At 44.8% G+C, this 25,421-nt stretch carries 24 protein-coding genes; 10 read left to right on the top strand and 14 right to left on the bottom strand.

Annotation, left to right across the window (positions count from 1 at the left end; genetic code table 11):
* Positions 1-19: 19 nt before the first annotated feature.
* The gene (locus tag C161_RS30875; RefSeq protein WP_036614465.1) at positions 20-754 is read right to left on the bottom strand and encodes a YitT family protein; all 735 of its coding nucleotides are present in this window, start codon (positions 752-754) and stop codon (positions 20-22) included.
* A gap of 950 nt (positions 755-1,704) precedes the next feature.
* Between C161_RS30875 and C161_RS30870 the strand changes: the two genes are divergently transcribed.
* The 4 genes from C161_RS30870 (at position 1,705) to cysK (ending at position 4,954) form a co-directional block, all read left to right on the top strand.
* On the top strand, positions 1,705-2,742 hold the full coding sequence (locus C161_RS30870; protein WP_051447360.1) for a nucleotide-binding protein: 1,038 nt from the start codon (positions 1,705-1,707) through the stop codon (positions 2,740-2,742).
* Complete coding sequence (locus C161_RS30865) at positions 2,739-2,972, top strand: hypothetical protein (RefSeq protein WP_017687536.1); 234 nt, start codon at positions 2,739-2,741, stop codon at positions 2,970-2,972. The genes C161_RS30870 and C161_RS30865 overlap by 4 nt, the downstream gene beginning before the upstream one ends.
* A 479-nt stretch (positions 2,973-3,451) precedes the next feature.
* Complete coding sequence (locus C161_RS30860; protein ID WP_036674948.1) at positions 3,452-3,835, top strand: hypothetical protein; 384 nt, start codon at positions 3,452-3,454, stop codon at positions 3,833-3,835.
* A gap of 162 nt (positions 3,836-3,997) precedes the next feature.
* Positions 3,998-4,954: a cysteine synthase A gene (gene cysK, locus C161_RS30855; RefSeq protein WP_051450044.1), complete on the top strand. Its 957-nt coding sequence runs from the start codon at positions 3,998-4,000 to the stop codon at positions 4,952-4,954.
* A gap of 491 nt (positions 4,955-5,445) precedes the next feature.
* Here cysK and C161_RS30850 read toward each other — a convergent pair whose 3' ends face one another.
* A complete protein-coding gene (locus C161_RS30850) occupies positions 5,446-7,428 on the bottom strand; it encodes an ATP-dependent DNA helicase (protein ID WP_036674946.1) in 1,983 nt (660 codons plus the stop codon).
* A 188-nt stretch (positions 7,429-7,616) separates the two neighbouring features.
* Here C161_RS30850 and C161_RS30845 point away from each other — a divergent pair, with 188 nt between their 5' ends.
* Together C161_RS30845 and C161_RS30840 are read left to right on the top strand one after the other, a co-directional pair.
* Complete coding sequence (locus C161_RS30845; RefSeq protein ID WP_036674944.1) at positions 7,617-9,209, top strand: catalase; 1,593 nt, start codon at positions 7,617-7,619, stop codon at positions 9,207-9,209.
* 553 nt (positions 9,210-9,762) lie between these two features.
* Positions 9,763-11,139, top strand: a complete 1,377-nt coding sequence (locus tag C161_RS30840) for a right-handed parallel beta-helix repeat-containing protein (protein ID WP_036674943.1) — start codon at positions 9,763-9,765, stop codon at positions 11,137-11,139.
* 135 nt (positions 11,140-11,274) lie between these two features.
* On the opposite strand, the gene C161_RS30835 is transcribed toward C161_RS30840, so the two are convergent.
* The gene (locus C161_RS30835; protein WP_051450043.1) at positions 11,275-11,556 is read right to left on the bottom strand and encodes a DUF6809 family protein; all 282 of its coding nucleotides are present in this window, start codon (positions 11,554-11,556) and stop codon (positions 11,275-11,277) included.
* Positions 11,557-11,836: 280 nt separating this feature from the next.
* Here C161_RS30835 and C161_RS30830 point away from each other — a divergent pair, with 280 nt between their 5' ends.
* From C161_RS30830 to C161_RS30820, 3 genes are all read left to right on the top strand, one after another.
* Complete coding sequence (locus C161_RS30830; RefSeq protein WP_036674941.1) at positions 11,837-12,739, top strand: hypothetical protein; 903 nt, start codon at positions 11,837-11,839, stop codon at positions 12,737-12,739.
* 562 nt (positions 12,740-13,301) lie between these two features.
* Positions 13,302-13,823 carry a GNAT family N-acetyltransferase gene (locus C161_RS30825; protein WP_036674940.1) on the top strand — a complete coding sequence of 174 codons (522 nt, stop codon included), beginning with the start codon at positions 13,302-13,304 and terminating at the stop codon, positions 13,821-13,823.
* 521 nt (positions 13,824-14,344) lie between these two features.
* The gene (locus tag C161_RS30820; protein WP_036674938.1) at positions 14,345-14,908 is read left to right on the top strand and encodes a DUF4879 domain-containing protein; all 564 of its coding nucleotides are present in this window, start codon (positions 14,345-14,347) and stop codon (positions 14,906-14,908) included.
* A 203-nt stretch (positions 14,909-15,111) separates the two neighbouring features.
* On the opposite strand, the gene yaaA is transcribed toward C161_RS30820, so the two are convergent.
* The 6 genes from yaaA to C161_RS30800 all read right to left on the bottom strand — a co-directional run bounded on the left by yaaA (position 15,112) and on the right by C161_RS30800 (position 18,653).
* Positions 15,112-15,864, bottom strand: a complete 753-nt coding sequence (yaaA, locus tag C161_RS30815) for a peroxide stress protein YaaA (RefSeq protein WP_036674937.1) — start codon at positions 15,862-15,864, stop codon at positions 15,112-15,114.
* A gap of 214 nt (positions 15,865-16,078) precedes the next feature.
* On the bottom strand, positions 16,079-16,957 hold the full coding sequence (locus C161_RS30810; RefSeq protein WP_083669817.1) for a prohibitin family protein: 879 nt from the start codon (positions 16,955-16,957) through the stop codon (positions 16,079-16,081).
* Positions 16,935-17,093, bottom strand: coding sequence for a hypothetical protein (locus tag C161_RS32850; RefSeq protein WP_165789856.1), 159 nt, complete (start codon positions 17,091-17,093; stop codon positions 16,935-16,937). The genes C161_RS30810 and C161_RS32850 overlap by 23 nt, the downstream gene beginning before the upstream one ends.
* 217 nt (positions 17,094-17,310) lie before the next feature.
* A complete protein-coding gene (locus C161_RS33275; RefSeq protein WP_235193987.1) occupies positions 17,311-17,457 on the bottom strand; it encodes a hypothetical protein in 147 nt (48 codons plus the stop codon).
* A 201-nt stretch (positions 17,458-17,658) separates the two neighbouring features.
* On the bottom strand, positions 17,659-18,090 hold the full coding sequence (locus tag C161_RS30805) for a hypothetical protein (RefSeq protein WP_036674935.1): 432 nt from the start codon (positions 18,088-18,090) through the stop codon (positions 17,659-17,661).
* Positions 18,091-18,398: 308 nt separating this feature from the next.
* Positions 18,399-18,653 (bottom strand): DUF3139 domain-containing protein, encoded by a 255-nt coding sequence (locus tag C161_RS30800; RefSeq protein WP_235193986.1) that lies wholly within the window; start codon positions 18,651-18,653, stop codon positions 18,399-18,401.
* A 260-nt stretch (positions 18,654-18,913) separates the two neighbouring features.
* Here C161_RS30800 and C161_RS30795 point away from each other — a divergent pair, with 260 nt between their 5' ends.
* Entirely contained in the window at positions 18,914-19,684 is a 771-nt protein-coding gene (locus C161_RS30795; protein ID WP_036674933.1) for a hypothetical protein, read from the top strand.
* A gap of 157 nt (positions 19,685-19,841) precedes the next feature.
* On the opposite strand, the gene C161_RS30790 is transcribed toward C161_RS30795, so the two are convergent.
* The 5 genes from C161_RS30790 to C161_RS30770 all read right to left on the bottom strand — a co-directional run bounded on the left by C161_RS30790 (position 19,842) and on the right by C161_RS30770 (position 25,354).
* A complete protein-coding gene (locus C161_RS30790) occupies positions 19,842-20,729 on the bottom strand; it encodes a cell wall hydrolase (RefSeq protein WP_235193985.1) in 888 nt (295 codons plus the stop codon).
* Between the two features lie 278 nt (positions 20,730-21,007).
* Entirely contained in the window at positions 21,008-22,225 is a 1,218-nt protein-coding gene (locus tag C161_RS30785; RefSeq protein WP_036614537.1) for an MFS transporter, read from the bottom strand.
* Positions 22,226-22,338: 113 nt separating this feature from the next.
* The gene (locus C161_RS30780; RefSeq protein ID WP_036674932.1) at positions 22,339-23,154 is read right to left on the bottom strand and encodes a carbohydrate ABC transporter permease; all 816 of its coding nucleotides are present in this window, start codon (positions 23,152-23,154) and stop codon (positions 22,339-22,341) included.
* Between the two features lie 49 nt (positions 23,155-23,203).
* The gene (locus C161_RS30775) at positions 23,204-24,076 is read right to left on the bottom strand and encodes a carbohydrate ABC transporter permease (protein WP_127545502.1); all 873 of its coding nucleotides are present in this window, start codon (positions 24,074-24,076) and stop codon (positions 23,204-23,206) included.
* Between the two features lie 3 nt (positions 24,077-24,079).
* Positions 24,080-25,354, bottom strand: a complete 1,275-nt coding sequence (locus tag C161_RS30770) for an ABC transporter substrate-binding protein (protein ID WP_036674930.1) — start codon at positions 25,352-25,354, stop codon at positions 24,080-24,082.
* Positions 25,355-25,421: the final 67 nt, after the last annotated feature.

The raw sequence follows: 25,421 nt of genomic DNA, 5'->3' as shown, positions 1-25,421 counted from the left end.
GTTGTTCTGAAACGTATGGTTAATTGGATACACCTCTAGCCACCGTAGTCCGTTGTGAAATAGCAGCAGCGTTAACTGCCTTGGCTGCAGCCGATGGCATCGGCAATTTCACCGCCGAAGTTGTAACCACGGTTCCGCGAGCCGGAACACTAACGACGTACGTGATGACTTTGCTGGCAATCCATACGGCCAGAATCGTATATAAAGTTTCTTTTACCGGAAGAAAGAAAAGCGACAATCCCAATACAAAAGCATCGCTGACAAAGAAAACTGTTCCCAGCTTCCATCCCTTCCAGCGGCTAACCAGCACGGCGAGAATATCGTCTCCACCTGTCGCTCCACCGAATCGAAGCACGATCCCAGCGCCTACCCCTGTCAATATACCGGATAGAACTGCCGGAATCCACAGATTTCCGTTAAACGACAATACCAGTGTGGAGTATCGTTCAAAGCCGTCATAGAATAGGGAAAATGCACCGACGCCAAGCAATGCCTGAATCATGAATTTCCAGCCTTTAAGGAACCAAGCCAGGATCATGACCGGAATGTCCAGTAACAACATACCGATAGCAGGTGATAAGCCTGTTGCGTATTTTCCGAGCAGGGCCAGACCAACAAATCCGCCCTCCGATAAATGATTCTGAAAGTTAATGTGATAATAAGCAAAAGCTAAAATAAATGTACCGAGTAGCATAATGGCGAATTTGATCGCCTCTGTTTTAACGTGTTGTAAGGTTAACGATGTTCTCTTCATTCAGGTTCCCTCGCAGTTTGTAGGTTGGTTTTTTAGACCGACCGTACCCTGCAAAAGGTAAGCCTGGAAGAAATCATCGTGTACGTCCTTCGAATATTCATTCCAATCCCCTCTTTCGCAGAGTCAGCCGTTTTTTTGAAACCGGTTGGTGTACTCTACAAGGGGCGCTATGTGTATGAGAGATCGTAACGTTTCCAGATCGTCCTTGGGGAGATTGTCCTTCGGGAACTCATGGTATCCTGATCCTTTCTGTTCTGTTGTGGTTAGCTGTGCTCAGTTAAACTGAAAAATAACTACAATGCATAAGCTTGAACATTTAATTGTACACTTACACTTGGATTACAGTACCCTCTTTTGATCGCGGTTATCCCCGGATTTTTGGAATTCCATTTTCCCTCTGGGGAAAATCCGGTGATAGCTTATGCTTCCGAATCTGCTTTCATTCAAAAAGCTTTCAGACGAACGCTTCGCTTCTACAGATGGGTTCTGCACTCTTCGTTCCTGTGTAAATTGTAAATCCAACTTACAGCAGTTGCAAGTTCATTCAGTTTAAACACCAGAGCTAACTTGCTTGCACTTCTATTATATAACACCAACGTGACCGGGTCTAAACAGTAGACCCCTCAAAAACAGGCATAAAGCAGCCTTTGGACTGCTCCAGCAGTCATACGGTAACACCAGGATAAGCAATGCTTGCTAATGGTGCAACCTGCTCCTTTATTCTATGACCAAAGCTTCCAAAAATAACTGTCAGTCACCCAACTGTGACAAATTGGGGCCTTTTTTTATTTTCTTGCGCTTTTTAAAGGAATCATTTTCCTTTCACACATACACTATAGCAAACGTAATCGGCTTATTCTTTGTCCAGTTCAGACGTTTCCAGACTTACTCTGCTGTTTATGGTATAATATAACAATTGAATCCCACTACCGTTTAAGCGAGGCGGATTGATGAAAACGTTAAAGCCAAGAGTCTTTATTGGCTGCTCGCTGGAAGCGAAGCCGATTGCAGCCGCAGTACACGAAAACTTACGTTTTTCAGCCGAAGTTACCCCTTGGTATTCCGGGGTTTTTAATCCAAGTAGCTATACCATGGACGATCTGGAAGTAGAGGTCCGTACGACTGACTTTGCCATTTTTATTTTTCATCCGGATGATATATCCAAAATCCGCGGGAAGTACTACGCGTCAGTCCGGGATAATACAATGCTGGAAATGGGTCTGTTTATGGGTCGTCTGGGACGAAAACGTATTTTTTTCATTCTTCCTGAGGATATTACAGACATCAAGGACACAACCAAGGTCGAAGGATTGCGTATGCCCACAGATCTGCTGGGATTAAATCCACTCGTATATGAAATCCGTTCCGACGGAAAGTGGGCACCAGCCGTGTCCGTGGCATGTTCCAAAATCGCAGACAGTATTGAGGAACAAGGACGCTGGAGTGATCCAGAATTGGAGAACATCATTGAGAAGCATAAACGCACTGAGGGAGAAGCAAGGTTACAACTGCTTAAGTTGCTGCGGTTCTTTAGGGAATTGCTGCGTACCCGCAAAGCAGATGCCAAGATGCTGGAGCGAATGAGCGATGCCTTACGTACTGCCTTTGTCTCTCATCCTCCATTCGCTGTACGTGGCACAGCCATATACCGTACAGATGACAGTGGTTACATCGAGCAATTATGTGGTAATGTTGGAGAACCGGGGAGAAAGTATGACTTGTCCGCTAACGACGACAAACAACCGGATGATCCCAAGCGCATCCTGGTGATTGATTCTTACCGGGAGAATAAAATCAAGATTAACCTGTATGATGATTACCTTGAGAAAGAGTATCTGCTATGCTATCCTGTAGCCAAGAGGTATGTTATCACCGTTCACATTATTGGACATATTGAAGCGGATGAGGCGGTATTTCAGCAGATTGACCTACAGAATCGTCAACTGTTCAACGCCATCAACGATTTGTTAGGAGGCGAACCGGAATGAAACCGGAAACGAAAAAAATAAGCAAGCGCTGGGGCAGCGAAAAAAAGGTACGCCTCAGTTCTGCGCCCGAATCATCACGACCGGTTCCGGAACCCAAGGAAGAAGATCGTTTCCACAAGCCGGCCGTACCGCTAACTACCATTGGGCCCTCCCTGAAGGGCAAGGAAAGACCTTATAAGGTCATCCTTGAAAAAGAGGCGTTCTACGAAAAGCCTCAATATCTTGCTTAATTTCTGAACACATTACCAAACCTGCCGCTGAATCGGCAGTATTCCATAGGCCCCGCCGCCCAAGGCAGGGGCTTTTTTGTTGCTCATTTTCGCTAAAATAAAGCTACTTCTACTCGTTGACCTGGTGCCATTGTGTTAAGGCAAGACATCCTTAAATCATGATCATAATCGTAATAGCAATTCATTGCAGTAATTCATTGCTTGTAATTACTTCTGTAGCAGACTGCATTGCATAAGGTTTATTTGGTTTATGGCCTTAGGTTTCCTGCAAAACCCATAAATTATACCTTATTTTGGAGCAGGCTTGTCCCTAAATCCCTAGCCTCACTCACTATCTGTACCTTTAGGAAAATGCGATAATGTGTGCTTCCAATATTTCTCGGTTGTATTGTGTATCTCCATTACATATATTGATTATAATATAGGAACACATGTTCTGTAAATATAAAATTCCAATTAAAGGTTAAGGAAGTGAACATATGACATCCTCAACTTCCGCCCCATCCCCTGCGGATGAAGACCATCGTCTGATTAAAGGTCTGGTTGTGCGCACGCTATTGCTGGATGTACTTGAACGAGATATTCACACACTGGATACGTTGCTGCTGAAGATGCCCGAAGTCTACATTCTGTCGCTGACCCGCATTCAAAACAATGTGCTCAAGGAGATGTTGGCCCTTCGTAAACAGATGAGAACCCGCGGTGTCAAAGTACTGGAAGAGAAACGGGAAGCCGAGGGTATCGAAACTCTGTATATGTGCAGAGGGTATTGGCAACGGTTCTATATGCTGTGGACATTCGCACGCAATGAAGTCAAAAAAGAACTCAGTCGGCATCTGCAGATGGACTTGGCGCAGACTTGATACAACTCTGACAATATAGAACCCATTCCCAGCAAAACAAGTTGACCACGGAAGGTTACGTTCATTAAGATGGAATAGAGATATCCAACCATTCCAATAAGGCATGAATTAATTTCAACCGGATATACGCTCAACGTCTCATCAATCAAGGAGTTGTACTTCATGGATTTGAATACCCATTCGATTAAAGGAACACCCGCACATACTGGTATTGCCGCAGATATAACCGAACTGATCGGCCAGACACCTGCCGTTAAACTGAACCGACTCACAGGCAACGACTCCGCTGACGTATACGTGAAACTGGAATACTTCAACCCCAGTGGCAGCGTCAAAGACCGTGCCGCATACAATCTGATCGTTCAGGCTGAACTTGCGGGACACTTGCTACCCGGCGCAACCATTATCGAACCAACCAGTGGCAATACGGGCATAGGTCTTGCGATGAATGCCGCCGCCAAAGGATATAAAGCTATTCTTATCATGCCGGACAATATGTCCAAGGAACGCATCAATATCCTGAAAGCCTACGGCGCAGATGTGGTGCTCACCCCTGCCGCGGAGCGGATGCCAGGTGCGATTCGCAAAGCAAAAGAACTTCAGGCAGACATTCCGGGAAGTTTCATTCCGCAGCAATTCGAAAATCAGGCGAACCCGGACATTCACCGGATCACGACGGCTCCCGAGATTATGCAACAGATGGAAGGCAAGCTGGACGCCTTCATCGCTACGGCGGGAACTGGCGGAACCATTACCGGAACAGGAGAAGAACTGCGCAAGCAGTTACCCGATATCCGCATCTATGCGGTGGAGCCCAAAGGGTCTCCGGTGTTGTCCGGCGGCGAGCCCGGACCACACAAGCTCGTCGGTACAAGTCCGGGGTTCATTCCGGACATCCTGAATACCGACGTATGGGATGCCATCATCCAGGTGTCCGATGAGGACGCACTGGATACGATGCGGCAGCTTGCTGCCCGGGAAGGGCTGTTGCTCGGCCCTTCCTCTGGCGCTTCGGTGTGGGCCTCCCTTCGTATCGCGAAGGAACTGGGGCCGGGGCACCGGGTGCTCTGCATTGCGCCGGATACCGGGGAACGGTATCTGAGCATGGGTATTTTTTAACACAGCATAAATCTGTACACATCACAAAGGGGCTTCCATGTCCCATAAGTCATGAACATGACAGAGGCCCTCCCTTATTAGCGCTCATTGGTCATTGGTTCTAATGAACCTGACACACGCTATTCGCTCCTATTTGCGCAGGTCTGACGTTTAACAAATCACAGCGACGTTATTTCTCCAAATTCGGTCGATTTACAGGCTTAAGAGCTATTTTCGGCGGGATAACGTTACTGAGATTCGTTAGAATTTACATCACTTCATTATCACTCTAATAAGGTACGGTGGGTTCGTTAGAATGTTGGAGCGATTGGTAGCGAGGGTAGCGAGGGAAAATCCCTCGAAAAAAAGGGAAGCGAATTACATTAGAGGAACCATCAAAACAAAAAAAGCCCTTGCTCACATACGGATGGTGAATCCGCAGAGAACAAGAACTTATTTTGGCAAGAAACCTTATCATCAAAAATAAAGCAAGAATATTTAACGTAAGCTGGTTAGTGTGTCAGGGTTGTCCATTCCACACCTTCGGGAAGCAGAGCCGCAATGCGGTCTTTGGCTTCCTTTTTGGTATACAGCGATTCATCGAGAATGACCGCGGAACCGGAATCTGTGCTTGTCCGAATCAGACGTCCGAGACCTTGCTTCACACGCAAGAGCATATACGGAAGATCGATCTCTTCGTATGGTGCTGCCGACGCACTGCGTTTTGCATTGAAGACAGGGTCCTGTGGTGGATACGGAAGCGACCAGATCATGACATTGGATAATGACGGACCTGGAACGTCCAGTCCTTCCCACAGATTGACGGAGCATAGCACACTCTCCTCATCCTGTTGGAACGCCGCGATCAGATCACTGATCTCCCGGTCGCCCTCATACATAAAGCGCAAACCTTCTGCTTCAGGTATATGAACGATGTCCTGCTTGAACGCACGTAGCTCTTCCATCGTACGGAACAGAACCAGCGCACGTCCTCCACTCTCCTGAAGTAACGACACCGCATCACGCATGCGATTTTCGTTCTCCGGGTGACCCGGTATAGCTTCATCGGTAATTTTCATCTTCATTTTGTCCGCATAATCATACGGGGAAGCCACCGAGAATGATACAAAATCATCAATGCCCAGGCTGTCCGCCACATAACGGAATGAACTGTCCACAGATAACGTTGCGGAGGAGAACACGATTGGAATACCTGTGTTGAACACACGCTCGTTCAGCATTTCCTTCACGGTACGCGGCATGATCGATAAGGTCGTCTCATCCTCGCTCTCTTCCGCCCAACAGATGTAACCATCTTCCTTGCGGAACAAGGCAAGTGCAGACTGAATCATGTCCAAATGTTCTTCCACGACACGCATCTGATAACCATCCAGCGAGAACAATCCGCTCTCAAATACCAATTCTTCGCCGATTGCATCCAGCACACTCGTCAGACGTTCAATCTCACGTAGCAGTGGCGGCTCTACCCGAACTTCTTTCCGTTCCGAACCAGGGATCGCCACCGTATACGTATCCAGCAATGCAAACAGTCGCTCACTGCTCTCAATCGCTTCATCTACACACTCCGCGAGGGATTCACGAATCTCTCCTTCTAACAGGCGAGTGACGAGTTCCTCAAAGATGCGGTGTTTCAGCTTGTAGCTCAGTGCGTTCAGGGCTGCTTCTTCCAGCAAATGTCCTTCATCAAATACAACTGAGCTGTGGTCAGGCAGCAAGGGCAATTGTCCCTCGCGTTTGCGCGCATCATAGGTCCACACATGCTCCATGTAGTAATCATGGGAACAGATGATGATGTCTTTGGAACGTCGGTAATGGTCACGCGACAGCGTCAGGCCGCAGCGTTGTCTTTTAGGACAAACAAAACAATCCTGGAACGGGTCCCAGTTGATTTTGTTCCACTGACGATCATTCAGATGTGGATACTGTTTACGGTCACCATACGGATGGAAGGCCTGAAGTGTACCCGGCGTATTCACAAAATCCGGCAGGCTCTCATGCACTTCTTCAATAACAGGCGCATCTTCATCCGCAAATCGCACCGCACTTAATTTGTTCAGACAGACGTATTGGTCCGGTGACTTGCCTAGACGTGCGTCCACTTCCAAGTCCAGATGTGCAGCCAGCTTCGCAATATCTCCGCCGGGCTTCACAAGCTGTTCAATCAAAGACTCATCGGCACAAGCAATAACTGCCGGTTTGCCCGTATAACGTGCATAACAGACCGCGTAGAGCAGATAGACTAACGTCTTGCCTGTTCCGACACCGGCCTCCGCCATAATGGTCTTTTTATCTCCATAGGCCCGTTCAAGCTGGTACGCCATAAAAATCTGTTCATCCCGTACCTCGAAGCCGAACTCTGGCAAAATATCGTAAAAAACATCGGCGACCCATTCTCCCAGACGGGATACAAAAGGTTCAGCCGGATCATATGCAAAAGGATAACGTTGTGTAGACAATCCTAGGTCAGCCTCCATTCTTAGACGCGGTCCTCTTTCATTTTTCCGTTCAAAAAAGGCCGCAGGGCAAAAGTTAATTATCTCACGCGATGAAGCGGGTGACAAGCTTTTTTTACGAGATTATTTGCGAGGTTTAATGTATAGAACCAATTTTCAGGGAAAATATATACAGGAATCCACTTTAAGGAAAGGCGGTGCTCCACTCCATGAATCATCAGTCTTCACAACCAGAGCATTCCTCAGACAAATCAGCTGAGACATTAACGGATCGACAAGGGCATCCCATTACGGACAATCAGAATGTACGAACCGTTGGCAGCCGCGGACCGACTACGCTGGAGAACTATCATTTTCTCGAAAAGATTACTCACTTCGACCGTGAACGTATTCCAGAACGGGTGGTTCATGCCCGCGGCGCTGGTGCTCATGGCGTATTTGAAGCGTATGGAACGGCCGGTGATGAACCGGTATCGAAGTACACACGTGCACGTCTGTTTCAGGAAAAAGGCAAACAAACGCCCGTGTTCGTTCGCTTCTCTACCGTTATACATGGTGGACATTCACCGGAGACCCTGCGGGACCCGCGCGGATTTGCTGTAAAATTCTATACCGAAGATGGCAACTGGGATCTGGTGGGTAACAATCTGAAAATCTTTTTCATTCGTGACCCGCTTAAATTCCCGGATATGGTACACGCCTTCAAGCCAGACCCGTTAACCAATGCACAGGATATGGAGCGTTTTTTTGATTTTGTATCGCTAAGTCCTGAAGCTACCCATATGGTGACATTCCTCTTCTCTCCATGGGGCATTCCAGCGAATTATCGGCAGATGCAAGGGTCGGGTGTTAATACATACAAATGGGTCAATCAGGAAGGCACGGGCGTGCTCATCAAATATCACTGGGAACCGCTCAATCAAGGGATACGCAACCTGCTGCAAAAAGACGCGAGCGAGATTCAGGGGCAGAACTTCAACCATGCGACATTGGATCTGTATCACGCCATTGAACAAGGGGAGTATCCCGAATGGGAGCTGTGCGTTCAAGTAATGGAAGACGGCGAGCATCCGGAGTTGGACTTCGACCCGCTGGACCCGACCAAGCTGTGGCCGCAGGATCAATTTCCTTTTCTACCTGTGGGCAAAATGACATTGAATCGTAATCCCGAGGATTATTTCAATGAAGTGGAGCAAGCCGCGTTCGGTACGGGTGTTCTGGTGGACGGGCTCGATTTCTCGGATGACAAACTGCTGCAAGGACGGACCTTCTCCTATTCGGATACCCAGCGTCACCGGGTGGGTGCGAACTATCTGCAACTGCCTGTGAATGCACCGAAAAATCGGGTAGCCACGAATCAGAGCGGCGGTCAAATGCAATATCAGGTCGATCGGGCACCGGGTCAGAATCCGCATGTGAACTATGAACCCTCCTCCCTTGGTGGGTTAAAAGAAGCGGCCCCACGTGGCAAGGAACATGAACCACTGGTGGAAGGCCGACTTGTTCGTGAGAAGATTGAGCGTACAAATGACTTTGGTCAGGCAGGAGATACGTACCGGGCATTCGAGGATTGGGAGAGGGATGAACTGATCAGCAATATGGTCGGCGCATTGGCACAATGCAAACCGGATATCCGGGATCGCATGATCTCTTATTTCACCCAAGCGGATGCGGATTACGGTCGTCGCGTCTCTGAAGGGTTGGCCTCTGTGCCGACCGATGATAGTGCGACGGTCCAACCGAAACATGAACCAAGCGTGGAGCAAGCGAAGAAACAGAGTCGTGAGACGGATGGTTATTAAAGCAGCTGGACAGCGTTTAGACTGATAAGTCTGACACTGTTAGTAGATTTGAGTATTTTGAGTAAGCAGATTACGTTCTGAATTAAACATAGCCCTGATCGTCAAGTTGCCAGTTGCAGCTACTATCAGGGCTTTTCCATGACTAGCTTGAGTGTAATCTCCACTTCAGGATACATGCAGCTATGTATTTTAAATTAAAAGAAGTTCATAGGAGTGGATCGAAGGTAAGACTTGTGCTCGTGGGATGGAAAAGCGTACTTCTCTACGTTCATTTCAGATGATTCTTCGTTAAATGAGAGCTATCACCCAATGGAAAGATTACATAATTCACGTGATATTACAGGCATTGGAAGCTTGCAGGCCTGACCTGCCTGCATGTACCTCCATCTGATCAGATGATTATTGATGATAACGCTTACAACATTTACCATAAAGCTGTGTCCTAGAGATTACATCTAACCAGCCGGCATGACCTATCTCATAGGTAACGGTCTGGTACACGGCTACCACATGCTCTTCATTCTATTCCCAATTAACCAAGGAGGCTTACGTAATGAAATTATTCCCATCCACATCCACTCATGTATCTGCACGATCTGCACGTTCTCTGAAGGAACGCTCCCTCAAATCCAAAATGGCCCATATCTGTCTGAGTGCCGCGTTCCCTCTATTATTAATTGGTGGTGGATCGGCCGGTGCTGAGGAACTGATCGAGAGCAGCTTGCAAAATCCCTCTGAATCGGTGGCGACTTCGAATATCGCACTTGCTGCGGGTGATCTCTATGTCGCGCCTAACGGCTCAGCCAGCAATCCGGGCACCCTCAACAGTCCAACGTCACTGGCTAACGCATTGACCCAGATCGCACCAGGCAAAACGATCTATCTACGCGGCGGTAACTATAACTTCTCCCAGACCATTACCATTGAACGTGGCAACAGCGGCACATCGAGCCAACGTAAAAACCTGGTGGCGTATGGATCGGAAAAACCGGTCTTTGATTTCTCAGCCCAAGCCTTCGCTTCCACCAATCGTGGACTGCAAATGTTCGGAGACTACTGGTTCGTCAAAGGGCTTGAGGTGAAGGGTGCAGGCGACAACGGCATCTTCATCGGAGGCAGTTACAACCGTCTGGAGCAGATCGAAGCTCATCACAACCGGGATACGGGTATTCAAATGGGACGTTATGCTTCCACAGCCGCCAAGAGTGAATGGCCTGCATATAATGAGGTGATTCGTTCATACTCCCATAACAACTATGACCCGGATGACGGCGAGGATGCCGACGGTTTTGCGGCCAAACTGACCGTAGGCCCAGGCAATGTCTTCGACGGCTGTATTGCGGCCTATAACGTGGACGATGGCTGGGATCTGTATAGCAAAACGGACACAGGCGCCATCGGCGCGGTTACGATCCGCAACAGCATCGCCTACGCGAACGGTGCAACATCAGACGGCACTTCCACCTCCAACAGCGATGGCAACGGCTTCAAGCTGGGCGGTGAGAAGATTGCAGTGAATCATATCGTTGAGAACAGCATTGCGTTTAATAATAAAAAGCACGGTTTCACATACAACAGCAATCCCGGTTCGATCCAGATGAAAAATAACACCTCCTGGAACAACGGGCAAAGCAACTTTGCCTTTGATATAGGCACCCATATCTTCACCAACAACCTGTCTTTCCAAGGCGGTGCCAGTGACAAAACAAGCGGAACCGACGTCAGCAGCACCAACGTCTGGTGGAAGAACAAAAAAAGCGAGAACGCCAAAGGCCTGCTCGCCAGCGCAGCCGACTTTGTCTCCCTCGTGCCTTCTGTAACGCGTAGCGCGGACGGAACACCTGTCTTGGGTAATTTCCTGAAGCTTGCGAACGGCAGTGATCTGATCGGCTCGGGTACGCCATCGGGTACGAATATTGGGGCACGGTAGGTATGTGAGTAAATAAGATAAAAGAATAATTTAAAAGCAAAATCCCCTTCCCCATTCCGCCTAAGCGGTGGTAATGGAGGAGGGGATTTTTGAATTGCTGTGTATTGTCTGCTGGCTTATGAGATAAATAGATACTCACGTTTTGCCTAAAACCTCAATGATGAGTCTGCCGCCTGTGCGAAAACCTTGCTCAAACGCTGCTTCCACATACATAGATGTGGATTGTCCGATTAAGTCGATCAGTTGTTCCAAGGCATCGTATTCGTTCTCGGTAAGCTGTGTTTTGTAACCCTGCATCAGGTCCGATATCTGGCGATTGATCTCCTGATACTCAGCCTGCTCAGGATGAATCGACTCGTCCAATCGCAAGTTCCCGTGAAACAGATCTTCGATCAGGTTTGACATGTTATCCTTCATGGTATGGTCACCTCAGGGAGATTGTAACTCAAGGGATGAGGTGAAATGCGGATTTAGCGGGAAAACCGCTAGTGTTTTTTGTGTTAAGAGGAAAATACATACCTTTATCTCATCTAACCTGCATCAAACAATATTATAAGGCCAAATCTGTCTAGGGTAATTGCTCACCAAGCTTATTGTAGAATCATGTATAATATTGTAAAGTAGAATTGTGTAATAGTAATTTCAACCTAAGAGCTATACTATTATCCTAGTGCATGAGCACTAGAACGGGGGTTATATGAAAAAACATATTTCCGAACTTCTTAACCATGCTAGAACTGGACATTCTCATTTTGAATTCGTGGATATCAATGTATTAGATGATCAAAAATTGTTTATCGACCCTTGTTTAATAGAAATTCAACAAGGACCTTGGTACAGCAACGCAACCAAATTGTTGGATGATTTTTTCAATAAATTTTATGAAGCGTATCGTAACAATGATACACCTAAAAAACTAGAGTTACTATCCTGCGCAAGAGAAATTAATTTTACAAAATTAGGTTATGGTAAGGGAGATAATGGTCACGGAAATACAGCAGAAGGTCTGCTAGTAACTTTTAAAAATCTGGAAAATTTGACTGTGAGTGTACCCTCTATTGCAAAAGCGATGGATTTACCTGTTACTATACCAGGTTTTAATGAAGATGGTCTTTCAGATATGATAACTAATATTCTGCATCTCCAAATGAATACATTTACTCTAGAACAACTAGCTATTAGAAATGTTCAGCCAAATTCAGAAGACACCTTTGATACGTGGAATTTCGTCTCATCATCATGGGAAAAAGTAACAGCCCCTTGCTATCGTTATGAAAATAACAAGATTCTATTAACTCCAAAAAATATCGTTAGAAAAAAGTATCACTTTGGTGCGAATCAATTTTTAATGCGTGTAATTCTAGAAAGGGCTAAAAAAGAAACCGCATATATTAACCCAAAAGGGAAAATTCGTTATCGGACCACCAAGAAAGAACTCAGATTTGCAATACCAAAAGAAGATCGTAACTGGAAATATAAATATATTAATGAAGAGTCAGAACGGGACCAGTCTTTTTTAACTGATTACCATGATGCCATCCCTTACTTGTACAGTAATAAAGCAATGACTGATGCAGAATTAGACAAATTTATTTACTAGTCAGAACTAAAGAACTAAGATGTAATGTCTAGTCTAAAACTGAAACAAAGGCTATTACCTAATGATTGATGGATTAAGAAACAACAGCCCCCACTGCTGAATACAGCTGTCGAGGGCTATTGTTTCTTATAGTGATAGCGAAGGTTCAAGCATTTCCATTAGTTAAGACCAATGCTTGACAAAGATCAACACAAAATAATTCTTGAATGCTTGTCAAGAGATTACATTATTAAATATTCTTTGTTAGTTGTATTTTAACTTTTCATCACATTATTATCTCTTATAAGCTAGTCAGTAGGGTTCTTATAGCACCAGTCCGGGTCATATGATAAAGATTTCAGTTTTTGTATGTCCTCCCGGCTGTTACCCAATCATTGTCCGCTAAGCTTCCTTTACTTAAAAGTGAATTAACCAGTTTCACAAAAACTTAATTTCATTAAATTCAATATTTTTAAGATATTCAAAAAAAAAAGGATTTAGAACAAAATGAAATTTGGTGCAGATTATAGTTTACATAAGCAGATTCGTAGTATTTAGCATTCAAGTTGATTGGAGGAAGATCATGAATATAGTAATTGAGAAGTTAAAAGTCACAGATATTGAAGACTTGTATGAATTCGAAATTGAAAACAGAATTTTTTTCGAGGAAATGGTACCGTCTCGAGGAGATGATTATTACATACCTGAGGTTTTTAAATTAAGGAATGAATCTCTACTTGATGAACAAGTCAAAGGACTCTCCTTTTTTTATTTAATAAAAGACGAAAATAACTCGATTCTTGGAAGAATAAATTTAGTTGATATTGATGATTCCGATAAAATAGGATTTCTTGGCTATAGAGTGGGACAAATCCACACTGGAAAAGGTGTTGCTAAAAAAGCATTAAAATTATTACTCAATACAATAGTTGATTTAGATATAAAAGAAGTTAAGGCAAAAACAACCACCAACAATATAGCATCTCAAAAAGTTTTAAAGCAAAACGGATTCGAGCATATTGAAACTAGTGATAAAGAATTTGAAATGAATGGGCAAATGTTAAAATTCATTACTTATAAATGGACAAATAAATCATTATTCTAATCACCAATCGGACGCGACTGTTTAAGCTGAAGATCATAAGCCAAATTCCTCGTTTAAGATACTGAGGGGTTAGGCTTTTTTTGTCTTTTAAGATCTATTTTTGATAAGTAATAGAATTAATTTATAAACTTGACTCGTGCGGACGATTAGGTGTACTATATGTTTGTATAAATGGAATATATTACAATTTAAATATTTATTTTGGAATCTTATATTATCAAGATGGGTATCAGAGCCTATCATAGCTAAGATATCAATGCGTATAAATGAGTTTTACATTTTGTCTGCAACACATAATCATTGGCAGGCATTCATTTTACATATACATTCCTACTTCATAGAGTTTTCTAGCCTGTAGAGTTCTACCTCCTTAAATTCTTTTTCAGTAAAGAAAAAAGGGGAAGAACCATCTTTAAAAGAGAGGAGGGCAAGAGGCTTTAATCTGCAAGCAGGTCTATTTGTCGTAACCACATGTTTTTTGTAAAAGAATCCCCATAACAAGAAAGGTGGAATTTATTGCTATGAGAAAATTGATTAGTTTAGCTCTTATTCTTGTTCTAGTGCTTTCATTTAATGTAGCTGCCTATGCAGACGGTGATGAGACTCAAGCCAAACCTATGACAAAGGAAGAAATTATTAATTCCAAGGAATTCCGTGAAGCTGTGAAAGCGGCTAAGGCTGAATTTGAATCGCAGAAGGCTGATAATGCGGGTGGTCCAGTTCTGTTTGCGCCTGCTCCGAAAGTATCTCACATTAATGTATATGGTGTCGTATCTCCGAATGGCGGTCAAGAAATTTACGGCTTCAATAACAACCCGCTCTCCACGACCAATGATCATGGTGGGGCTTGGATTCAGTGTATTACTTTCCAGATCGGTTATGACAGCAGTCACTACGGCACACTCGCCGGCAATACAATGACTAACAACTGGTCTGAAGCTATTGATCTGGACGGTGATCGTGTCGTAGATGCTTGGGCCTATTCTTGGGTTTATGAAGCGCCTACTACAGGGGGACAATTTGTAGGTACGGTCTATTCCATTAATATTCCAACACAGTGGACCGCTTGGATTAATGTTCGTTAACAGGAAGGATGTAATATGTATATCGGAGGAATTGGCTATCCTGGTTCTATCATGAGGAATACGGGAAGTAAGCCCAAAGGCTCAGCAGCTTTGGACATGGATTTGATTCTTGATCAGGCGCAGGGATATACATCCCCTGCGTCTTTTCTTGTTGTGACATTAAAGGGCGAAATTTGTATAGGAACCCACCGTTGTACAGCAGGCTACTTTCCCTCTGCTTGTATGAATACATACGTACTCTCGTCGGATCGTTCTTCTGAAAAAGCGAAGTTCAACCGATCAAAGTTGCTTACGTCTTTCACATCTGTAATCTTGTGCTCTGCCATATAACGCACCATTTCACCTCTGGCCATTTTGGCCCAGGTTGCCTTTTCGACAAGCTTCCCATTGATCATCTGTCCGAATACACAAGTAATGAATCGGGTTTCCTCACTCAGAAAAGGTAAAATATTTTTGCTATACTCTTTGGAAGCCAGATTTAGGATGTAGTTGCTTTCTGATTGAAGCTGATCTGCGAGTTTGCTACCCCAGAATTGATAGAGCGTTTTGAAACCCGGACCTTGCAGCTTGCCCTGCATCTCCAACCGATAAGGGGTAACCCCATCCAAAGGCCGCAACATGCCATAAAAACCGGATAATATACGTAAATGCTGTTGAAGATACGCCAGTTCCTCATTTTGAAAAACACCTGGAGCCATATACTGATACTGAATGCCCTCATAGGCGTAGATGGCTGGTGTAAGATTTGCTTTTATATTCATATTCTGAATCCGCTCCACGTTCTGTTCGGCGATTGCATCGTTACACTTCCACATCGCTTTGAGTTCGTCATAGGATAACTTTTGAAGCAGACTCAATAGCTGTTCTGACTCGTTTATAAACTGCGGCATCTGTGCGATAGCCATAAGATCGGTATCAATCTTCATCTTTTTAGCTGGTGATATGATAATTCTCATCGTGCTGATCCATCCTTAATCTACCGTTGTTTTTGTCGTTATCCATTGTACAGGATTGGACAGGCGAATCCAATGCCAAGGCTTAACTAAATCCCTCATGGTACCTTTGAAAAGACTTAAAATGAACAAGTCAGCCCACGATTGGACCGGCTTGTTCATTAGAATTCAACACATTCAATTGGTGAGAAAGCAAGGGATGCATTTCAAACCGCTATTAGGGAGATACGCTCCCCCCGCCGCTATTTTGCTCTGTTTTTGTAGTCGGCAATTGAATCATTGGCGTATTTGACCCACTTACATAGGGAAGTGCTCCATCCCATTTCTTAATGGTTTCATATTCAACGAGTTGACTCGATAATGATTGTTGAAGCTCTTTATTTGCTTTAGCCTGACCTTCTGCTTCGATCAATAGTTTGTCTGCATTACCTTGCGCTTCCACACGCTTGCGATCTGCTTCTTTCTTGGCGATCTCCAGTTCAGTCGTTTTACGTTCCAGTTCTTGAGAAGCTTCAACACGCTTATCGATTGCTTCCTGAGTCTTGGCGTCAGGTTGAGGAACACCTACAGTAACGTTGGATACAATAAAGCCTAATTCTTTAACGTCATCAGAAAAACGTTGTTGCACGTCTACTCCTGCTTCGGATGACTTTTCACCATAAACATCAATGACTGTAAACTTGGAAATCCCCTTACGAGCTGCGTCACGGAAACGTGTTTTGAGATATGTATCCTCAATTTCTTGAATGCTAATTGGCCCAAATGTATTAAAGATAGAAGATACTTTACTTGGTTCTACTTGGTAGTTGTAAGCAAAATCGATTGTGATGTTTTTCCCGTCAGAAGTAGCAATCTGAATATCTCTGTATTCCACCGTTTGAATTCGGATAGGATATTTCGTCACTTTATCAAACGCTCCAACGAGTTTCCACCCTTGACTCAGTGTGCTATCTTTTACGCCTCCATTTGGTGAATAAACGACCCCAACATATCCATTAGGAATTCGTGTTAAAAAGAAGGTCACCATTAGCACTCCCACAATAATAACTAATGCAACCGCAATTGCCCCTACCCTAAACGTCTTTGAATTTTTCATCACCATTCTCCTCTTGTTTGAATTTATTGTATTTCTTCAAAATTCTACTACCTATTTTATTGAATAGCGGGAACATTAATGACCATAGAATAAATGCTAGGATAAAAATTAAAATGATTCCCCCAATAAATGGCATATCCGTCCTCCCCTCTATGGATGTAACCGAGTACAAATTTATAAATGGTAACTAATTATATCCTTCTTTATATATACTTTGTAAATTCGTATTAGGTTTCAAGGATGTTCCGTGCTTAAACTACTATTAGGTTAATTAGTGAAGAAAATGGTGAGTCAGTGACATCCTGTACCCGGTTATTCCGATAAAAGAAAGTGATCAATAATTCATCTGGCTATTATGGATCAGGCCATAGTTGTACCCATTGCTTTTCTCTGTAGGTGTATACATATTCCTGTGGGTTATCCTCCAATTTGACGACTACAGGATACTGTGGCATTTTACTTCGACGAGCGGTGATGCTAATAATATCATGTTCATCCATACCCTTTTCAACGATTAAATACGTTTCTTAAACCATCTTCAAGCTCCTTCATATCCTTTTTATATGAGCCGTACCATGTGACAGAAGCTATGACAACTAATATAAGTACAATCAGTGATCCTTTTAGAAACTTCAATTCTATCGGCCAAAAAGAAAAAACCTTAAGGACATTGCCCCAAGGTTTAAGCGTAGGAAATTATATTATACATGTTCATTATAAGACATAGACTCAAATAATTGACCAAATACAGGTATTAGTTTAGTTACATACCAATTTACGTCAGTTATACTGTTATAACTTTCTACATCAAGGACTTTTCGATTGATATCAGGACTCATAAGTATGGTACCATTCTCTTTAATTAAAAATGTTCCCCCTACATCAGTATCTTTCCAAGTCATTGCCACTCCAATTAATTCTTTTTGATTATCCTTTATGACTAAAATCTTTAGTAACTCCTCTAGAGGAATTGATTTATTCTGCCAATTAAAGTAATTATCATCTCCAATCGGTAGATAAGTTACTTTTCCTTGATCGTTATAAGACCAACCGAAATCTTCGAGTTTGCGAAGAATAGTCATTCTTGAGATTTGCTTTGATAAACTTATTTCAATGGATATTGAAACAGACATGCAAAATCCCCCTTATCTTTAATCTAAAAATCCCTTGAATCCAATCCCTTTTTTAGTTAGCCAATCTTTGATCTGCTGAGGTATTTTTCGTGTTTGAATATAAGTAATTTATAAATTGCGGCATCTGCGCGATAGCCATAAGATCGGTGTCGATCTTCATCTTTTTAGCTGGTAATATGATAATTCTCATCGTGTTAATCCATCCTTAATCTACCGTTGTTTTTATCGTTATCCATTTTCCAGGATTGGACAGGCGAATCAAATGGTGAAGCATAATATCTTCTTTTGTCTTAGTAAGTATGATTGCTTTATTCATTCGGATTAGGAGTCAGCTGAATCCATTCATCTGTAAAGTTGTAGATATATTCCTGCGGATTGTCCTTGAATTTGACGACAACAGGATACATCGGCATTTTGCTTCGACGAGCGGTGATGCTTATAATCGTATTCTCATCTATTCCTTTTTCGACGGTTAAATATGTTCTCAATTCATCCTCCAGCTTCTTCATGTCACTCTTATAAGAGCCATACCATGAAAAAGAAGCAATGACCACTACTACCATTATAACTAATGAGGTCTTTAGCAACTTCATTTTACTCACCCTAACTTTAATTTATATTCTAATGATCCGAAATTCACCAAACTGATTGAACCCGCTTATTAGGAATAGGCCCTTGCTACTATATCAGATCAAAACTTGTCAATATGCTATTACCTGAAGTTGGGTCGATATTCTCATGAGTCACCATGATCTGTTTTGTTATGATTATAAATAAAATGCATTTAAATTAATAGGGTCTAAGAGAAAGGGTGCCGCTTCTTATGTTTATTGTTCAACTACTGCTCGCTCTCGCACTTTTGGGCGGTTCAGACAGCTCCAATGATGCCACATCTACACAACTGGAAGTCAATCCGTTACAGCCTCACCCTGCTTATTCTGAACTTGTCTTGGAATCCGGTTTAAAGCCTTTCCGTTCTGAACTAACATACAAAGGACTTGAACCAGACTATAATCAATTTGAGCAGGCCGCTAAAATTCTTCAGGACAAGCTTTTGGAAAGCGCACTACCACCGCTTCTATCCAAATCCGGAGATACAGGTACATTTGATTACGGCGGACAATTAAAATTGTTAAAAACTGTCCCTCTGAAGCAAAGTATTGAATTCGGCCCTTTAACTATTCATATGATGGATGCTCAATTATTAGAGGCTAGTGATATTCCAGATGATACTCGTAAAAACATTTCTATTCTGAATCAAGAAGATATCGGTCCTAAAATAACTTATATCAAAATCATCTACAGTGTGGAAAATACAACGGATCAAAATATCGGATTTTACGGTTTGAATTCCATCCATCCGAACACTGGCAAACCCATCTCAGCGGATCGTAATTTCATGAGAAAACCCTATGTTTATCATCAATATGACGGCGTAGTCATGGATAATATGGGCTATGGTTTAGTATACACAGATGACCCCGACAAGCTGGAATCCATTGAATTGGTTTTCAATAGAATCTATGACTATGATACTGGAGAAACCATTGTAGAGCCTACTTCATTGAATATCCCTTTCACGGTCCAGAAGTAATATTAAACTTATATTTTCTTCAATTTTAAGATACCATTTTTCCACGATATAATAATTATTAAACCCCGGCCATGTACCTGCAGATGAGCAGCATACAGCCGGGGTTGCTTGTTGTATTAAGAAAATACATTTGTTCTATCTATAAACTCAAACTATCTCATCTCGTAAAATCATGCTGACCAATCGTCAGCAGCGTCGGCCTGCTCTTACTCCACACCGAAGTGGCAATCTTCGGATTGTAATAATAGAGCGCTCCGTTCGTCGGATCAGCACCGTTCAAAGCCTTGCGAGCAGCCCTGTAAGAGGTCTGGGTTGGCTTGGTATTAAACTGGCCATCGTCTATAGCCGTGAATTGCCCTTTCTGGAAAATAACCTTCGAAATAGACGACGGGAATTCACTCGAATGTACCCGATTCAACACAACCGCTCCTACAGCGACTTGCCCTTCAAAAGATTCGCCGCGCGCTTCACCATGGATCAGCTTCGCCAACTGGCGCAGTGTCTCGCCTTCGGCTTTGGCCTTTTTGTTCAGCCTGTTCAGCGTCGCTGGACCTGCAACGCCGTCTGCACTCAGCCCCTGCGCCTGTTGGAACTTGCGGACAGCACCTTTGGTAATCGTACCGTAATAACCGGTCAATCCTGCGTCAAAGTACCCCAGATCGCTTAATTGCTCCTGCAATTGCAGCACATGCTCGCTACGAACGCCCTGTTCCAACTTCTGTGCTCCCGCAGAAGGAGCTGCCACGGTTAATCCCAGCGTCAATGCGCAGGCACCGAGAAGCATGCTGACCCGCCCCGCTCTTTTGCCAGCCATGTTCCCCTTCCCATGAGTGACTTTCCGACTGACAGTGATAGGTTCCATGTTGTCAGCAAACGTTAACAGATCTAACCCCTCATTCGTGCTATCAACTGTAGTGCGTTCATTACTGTTCATATGGCTAACCACCTTCATCTCTTTCATCTCACTCACGCTATCTAATTCACTTATCATATTCTTTTCATTGATTTCATTCGGTTGATCCATTCCAATATTATTCTTCAACATTCCATTAACCTCCACTTTTCTGAATCCAGATCCCACATCTTCCTCCTGAATCCTCACGGTTGGACATCCCGAGTGTCATTATAGGATATAGAAAAAATGAAGTCTATCGGACCGATGACGCAGTGAAAAAACGACGCTGAACATAACAAAAAGAGGCATGAGCCCATGGTCACACCATGGTCATGCCCCTTCTTGTATCAACCATATACCGCTTGTCCAACCCGTTATTTCCGTAGGCAGGCAGACCCGTACAAAAGTTGCGTTGTATTTATTGACAATTACTCAGCAAGTTCCTGGCCCTTCGTTTCCCGGCCCCAGAACAGTACAGCTGCTGCGCCAATGAGGATTGTCACGAAGAAAATTGTGAAAATTAGGCTGATCGCTACTTCGCGCTGAACCAGCATACCGACCATTAATGGAGCCAGTACGCCCCCGATTCGGCCAACCGATGTGGCAAGTCCAACACCTGTCGAACGAACGGAAGTTGGATACAATTCCGGGCTGTAGGCGTACAGACCACCCCAGGCTCCCAGATTGAAGAAGGAAAGACAGATTCCTGCGGTCAGGATCGTCGCTTCCGTTGTCGCCAGTCCAAACGCAATCGCACTGAATGCAGTCAAGGTAAGATACACAACAAGTACGAACTTGCGCCCGTAACGTTCAATGAAGTACGCCGCGGTGAAGTAGCCTGGCAACTGTGCGATCGTCATGATCAGCACGTATTGGAAGCTTTTAACCAACGTGAATCCTTTTGCCATTACAACCGAAGGCAGCCACAGGAACATACCATAATAAGAGAAAATGACGGTAAACCACAAAATCCAGAGCATCAACGTTGTACGGCGATGTGGTGCTGACCAGACGGTAGCCACTTTTTCGCGGAACGTGATTTTATGAAGCTTGGTATGATTCTTGTACCGTGGCGGGTCCTGAATGGCACGACGCAGATACAGTGCATAGAACGCCGGAAGCGCACCAATGGCAAAGGCAATTCTCCATCCGTACTCCGGGATAACAAAGTTCGCAATCAGCGCGGATACAATCCAGCCCCCTGCCCAGAAACTTTCCAATAATACAACGGCACGTCCCCGTTCCGCTGTTGGCATCGACTCCGATACCAGTGTAGATGCCACGGGCAGCTCTCCGCCAAGTCCAATACCTGCAACCAGACGCAGTGCACACAATACGGCAAATCCAGTCGCCAGTGCAGACAGACCGCTTGCAATCGTAAAGATTAACAAGGTCCACATCAGAATGGCCTTCCGTCCAAAACGGTCCGCAAGTGCACCTGCAAGCAAAGCACCGAGCGCCATACCGATCGAGTTAATACTCGTAAGCACGCCAACTTGTCCGGGACTGAGACTCCATTCCTTGGCGAGTGCAGCCACGATAAAGGAGATCATACCAACTTCCATCGCATCAAACAGCCAACTCATGCCGGCACTGAACAGCAGCTTACGCTGCTTGGGATTCCGCAATACTTCCAGTTTGCTCATCACTTATAGCTCCCTTGATCTCTATGTAGTCATTCTGACACTAAATCATTATTATGCAGAATGCTCCAGAAATCAATGCAAAATAAGCTTTTCCCTCCGATTCCTGCGATACCTCACCCCTTGAGTGAACCCGCTGTCAGACCTGCTACAAAGTAACGCTGGAGTAGAAGGAACAACGCGATCATCGGAATGGCCGTTACCAGCACACCTGTAAGCATCATCGGATAGTTCGTCACGTATTCCCCGCGGAACTGCATAAGCGCGAGAGGTAAAGTGAGCTTGGACTTACTGCTGAGCATCAGCATCGGAATAAGCAAGTCATTCCATACCATGACGAGCAGGAACGTAGCCGTTGCCGCCAGCGAAGGTGCAGCCAGTGGCAGTGCAATTCGCGTATAGAGTCTCCATTCACTAGCTCCATCCATACTGCCCGCTTCCAGAATCTCCGAATTAAGCATGCGCATGAAACCTGTCAGCATAAATACAGAGACAGGCATCAGCATAGCCGCGGATACGACAATCAATCCCGTGAGACTGTCCGACCACCCGAGTGTACGTGTAAGGGAATAGATCGGCAGCATGCTCACTTGGGAAGGAACAATCAGACCAGCTACGAACAGAGCAAACACGATTTTGCCTACACTGCCGCCCCAGCGGACAATGGCGTAGGCGATCATGCTACTCAGCAATAACTCTATTGCAACCGTACCGAGCGTCACGACCAGACTGTTCCCGAAATATTGCCACATCGGCTGATTGCGGAACATGCCAGTGATGTTATCCCATGTAAACGGGTCCGGCCAGCTGAATGGACTGGTGAAGAAGTTGCTGCTTGTTTTGAACGAAGATACAAATACAAAGTACAGCGGGACCAGAATCAGTAGCGCGTACACCAATAGGATCAGGCGATTGAACCATTTTAAAAACATGTGAACTCCCTTCTGCCTCGATTGCAGGATGAATGCTCCAACATCAACCTCAATAACTTACCCGGTCGGCACGCAGTGCCTTGAACTGCAACAGCGTCAAGAGCGCGAGCAACACCAGGAAGATCATGGAACCGGCAGAAGCCAGACCAAATGAATAGCTGCCAAAGGCGGTATGATAGATATATGTTGTCAAAATTTCAGTTGCGTAGTTCGGTCCTCCGTCCGTCATGGTGAAAATGAGGTCAAATGCCTTGAACGACTGAATGGTCGTATAGGCCACAACAATCGTTGCCGAAGGTGCCAGCAGTGGCCAGGTCACGGTACGGAATACCTGCCATTTGCTGCCGCCGTCCATGCGAGCCGCTTCATACAGTTCTGCCGGAATGCCTTGCAGACCTGCGATGAATACAATCATCATCTGTCCAGCATGGGCCCAGACTTGGACCGCAGCGATGGAATAGATGGCGATCTTCGGATCACCAATCCAGTTACGAGCGATGCCGCTCATCCCCGCTTCATTCAGTCCGTAGTTGATCAATCCAATGGATGGATCATACATAAATGCCCAGATCAGTCCAACCGATACGGAGGACAGAATCGCAGGCAGGAAATACAACGCCCGAAGCACAATGCGTGTCTTGGTATTGCGTACCAGGAGCAGGGCCAGGACAAGTGAAATAAAGGTTTGTGCAATAACAACCGTTAACATGAACTCCACGTTGTTACCAAAGGCTTTGCGGAATACGATGCTGCTGAGACTGTCCTTGTAATTATCCAGCCCTACAAATGCATACGACGGGGATACCCCATCCCAGTCCGTAAAGGAATAGAACAGCCCCGTCAATGTAGGAAATACGAACAATCCAACGTACAGCAGCAACCCAGGGATCAGAAACAGGGATAGCTGAAGACGGTTTTTCATCGTTTATTTCCCGATATGCTGATCAATGATCGCTTGTGCCTGCTGTGCTGCTTCTTCTGGAGAAGTGCCGCTCAGTACAGCCTGGATGGAGTTGGTTACTGCTTTTTGATTGTCTCCGTTCAGGATGGTGAACCGTGGCTGGAACACGGTCTTTTTGCTCGCCCATTCTCCGGCTACCTGAAGCTCAGGCGTATCGTACTTCACATCATTCACCGTTACATTCTGTCCCGTCTGGTTGGCATAGTCACTCGCTACATCGGGATTGCTCAGGAATTCGAGGAACTTCTTCGCTTCTTCCGGATGTTTTGACTTGCTGTTCACCGCGAGCATGAACGTAGTGGTATGCACTCCTTCATACTTCGCTTGATCTGCACTTACCGTAATTGGTGCAAGCAGTTTTTGCTCCAGATTAGGATTCTGCTGCTTGTTCTGAGCCAACTGATATGATCCACTTGCCAGCATCGCTGCTTTCTCTTGAATAAACAGTGCGCCCGCCGCAGGGTCTTTGGTACCCAGTGCATCCTGTTGGAAGTAACCTTTATCGTTCAGTTCCTTGATTTGAGTCAATGTTTTCACCCAAAACTCATCCGTCAGTTTGGCTTCGCCCGCTTCTACTTTGGTAAAAATGTCGTCACTCGGTGCATTGTTCATCACCATCGTATTCATGAATTGCCCTGGGCCAATGTCAGCTCCGGCAAAAGCAATCGGAATGATGCCATTGTCTTTCAGCTTCTGGCAAAGGGCCAGGAAGCCTTCCCAATCGGTCGGTGGCGTCAAGCCGTATTGTTCAAACAGTTTTACGTTATAGATTGGATCGTTATATACGAGTTGGTACGGAATCGCATATTGCTTGCCATCATGCTGTCCTGATTCAATCAGCTTTGAATTGTAGGCCGACAGGAACGAGGATCCAGTCAGATCAGTGAACAAGCCGGCTCTGGTGAAAGCTTCGAACTGTGCACCCGGGAAGGATGCAAATACATCCCCTACCGAACCGTCACTGATTTTGGATTGTACGGTGGACTGATATTGATCGGAAGGCAGTGTCTGCATCTCCACGTTGATGTTCGGATTAGCTGTCTCAAAAGCGTCAATGGTTTTGTTCAGTGCTTCCACATCTTCTCCACGCCAGTGCATGAAGCTGATCGTAACTTTACCTGAACCCGAGGAGCCGTTCTCTCCAGATGACGCGTTATCCCCACCGCCGCAAGCTGACAGCAGGATGGACATCACCAGCATACTGACAAGCGGCAGGATCAATTTTTTATTTTTTTTCATGAAAGACGACCTCCTGAGGATGATTAATGTAAGTTGCACGAAAGTTTTTACACGGGGCACTCCGAGT

The sequence above is a fragment of the Paenibacillus sp. FSL R5-192 genome (assembly GCF_000517845.1).
Taxonomy (GTDB): Bacteria; Bacillota; Bacilli; order Paenibacillales; family Paenibacillaceae; genus Paenibacillus; species Paenibacillus amylolyticus.
Note: the sequence above shows the minus strand (reverse complement) of the source record. Positions and strands in the feature narration are given on the sequence as shown.

Bases quoted from the DNA above. Each gene is read 5' to 3' on its own strand.
- C161_RS30875 (WP_036614465.1), bottom strand. From the start codon at position 754: ATGAAGAGAACATCGTTAACCTTACAACACGTTAAAACAGAGGCGATC.
- C161_RS30870 (WP_051447360.1), top strand. From the start codon at position 1,705: ATGAAAACGTTAAAGCCAAGAGTCTTTATTGGCTGCTCGCTGGAAGCG.
- C161_RS30865 (WP_017687536.1), top strand. From the start codon at position 2,739: ATGAAACCGGAAACGAAAAAAATAAGCAAGCGCTGGGGCAGCGAAAAA.
- C161_RS30860 (WP_036674948.1), top strand. From the start codon at position 3,452: ATGACATCCTCAACTTCCGCCCCATCCCCTGCGGATGAAGACCATCGT.
- cysK (WP_051450044.1), top strand. From the start codon at position 3,998: ATGGATTTGAATACCCATTCGATTAAAGGAACACCCGCACATACTGGT.
- C161_RS30850 (WP_036674946.1), bottom strand. From the start codon at position 7,428: ATGGAGGCTGACCTAGGATTGTCTACACAACGTTATCCTTTTGCATAT.
- C161_RS30845 (WP_036674944.1), top strand. From the start codon at position 7,617: ATGAATCATCAGTCTTCACAACCAGAGCATTCCTCAGACAAATCAGCT.
- C161_RS30840 (WP_036674943.1), top strand. From the start codon at position 9,763: ATGAAATTATTCCCATCCACATCCACTCATGTATCTGCACGATCTGCA.
- C161_RS30835 (WP_051450043.1), bottom strand. From the start codon at position 11,556: ATGAAGGATAACATGTCAAACCTGATCGAAGATCTGTTTCACGGGAAC.
- C161_RS30830 (WP_036674941.1), top strand. From the start codon at position 11,837: ATGAAAAAACATATTTCCGAACTTCTTAACCATGCTAGAACTGGACAT.
- C161_RS30825 (WP_036674940.1), top strand. From the start codon at position 13,302: ATGAATATAGTAATTGAGAAGTTAAAAGTCACAGATATTGAAGACTTG.
- C161_RS30820 (WP_036674938.1), top strand. From the start codon at position 14,345: ATGAGAAAATTGATTAGTTTAGCTCTTATTCTTGTTCTAGTGCTTTCA.
- yaaA (WP_036674937.1), bottom strand. From the start codon at position 15,864: ATGAGAATTATCATATCACCAGCTAAAAAGATGAAGATTGATACCGAT.
- C161_RS30810 (WP_083669817.1), bottom strand. From the start codon at position 16,957: ATGAAAAATTCAAAGACGTTTAGGGTAGGGGCAATTGCGGTTGCATTA.
- C161_RS32850 (WP_165789856.1), bottom strand. From the start codon at position 17,093: ATGCCATTTATTGGGGGAATCATTTTAATTTTTATCCTAGCATTTATT.
- C161_RS33275 (WP_235193987.1), bottom strand. From the start codon at position 17,457: ATGGATGAACATGATATTATTAGCATCACCGCTCGTCGAAGTAAAATG.
- C161_RS30805 (WP_036674935.1), bottom strand. From the start codon at position 18,090: ATGTCTGTTTCAATATCCATTGAAATAAGTTTATCAAAGCAAATCTCA.
- C161_RS30800 (WP_235193986.1), bottom strand. From the start codon at position 18,653: ATGGTAGTAGTGGTCATTGCTTCTTTTTCATGGTATGGCTCTTATAAG.
- C161_RS30795 (WP_036674933.1), top strand. From the start codon at position 18,914: ATGTTTATTGTTCAACTACTGCTCGCTCTCGCACTTTTGGGCGGTTCA.
- C161_RS30790 (WP_235193985.1), bottom strand. From the start codon at position 20,729: ATGTTGAAGAATAATATTGGAATGGATCAACCGAATGAAATCAATGAA.
- C161_RS30785 (WP_036614537.1), bottom strand. From the start codon at position 22,225: ATGAGCAAACTGGAAGTATTGCGGAATCCCAAGCAGCGTAAGCTGCTG.
- C161_RS30780 (WP_036674932.1), bottom strand. From the start codon at position 23,154: ATGTTTTTAAAATGGTTCAATCGCCTGATCCTATTGGTGTACGCGCTA.
- C161_RS30775 (WP_127545502.1), bottom strand. From the start codon at position 24,076: ATGAAAAACCGTCTTCAGCTATCCCTGTTTCTGATCCCTGGGTTGCTG.
- C161_RS30770 (WP_036674930.1), bottom strand. From the start codon at position 25,354: ATGAAAAAAAATAAAAAATTGATCCTGCCGCTTGTCAGTATGCTGGTG.